This is a genomic window from Metalysinibacillus jejuensis (assembly GCF_003057615.1).
Lineage (GTDB): Bacteria > Bacillota > Bacilli > Bacillales_A > Planococcaceae > Metalysinibacillus > Metalysinibacillus jejuensis.
On record NZ_QAFW01000193.1, the window covers coordinates 1 to 376 of the forward strand.

1 protein-coding gene is annotated in these 376 nt (G+C 39.1%); it reads left to right on the forward strand.

Annotation, left to right across the window (positions count from 1 at the left end):
* Positions 1-376: RNA-guided endonuclease InsQ/TnpB family protein (locus DDE80_RS14845; protein ID WP_153060955.1), on the forward strand; the 376-nt coding region annotated here is incomplete at both ends.

The following is a 376-nucleotide window of genomic DNA, read 5'->3' on the forward strand; positions in this document are numbered from 1 at the left end:
GGTGAGAAAGCCAATTACCCACGTTTTTATCGACAATCATTAGACAAATTAGCAAAAGAACAACGCATCCTATCTCGTAGAAAGAAAGGTTCTGCACGTTGGGAAAAACAACGTTTGAAAGTGGCTGAACTACAAGAAAAAACAGCCAATCAACGTAAGAACTTTCTACACCATCAATCAAAAGAATTGGCAACAACCTATGACGCTGTTATCATCGAGGACTTGGACATGAAAGGAATGTCTCAAGCCCTTCACTTTGGTAAAAGCGTTCACGACAATGGTTGGGGCATGTTCACTACATTCTTATCGTACAAGCTAAAAGAACAAGGGAAACAGCTTGTGAAAATTGATAAATGGTTCCCTTCGACTAAAAAAT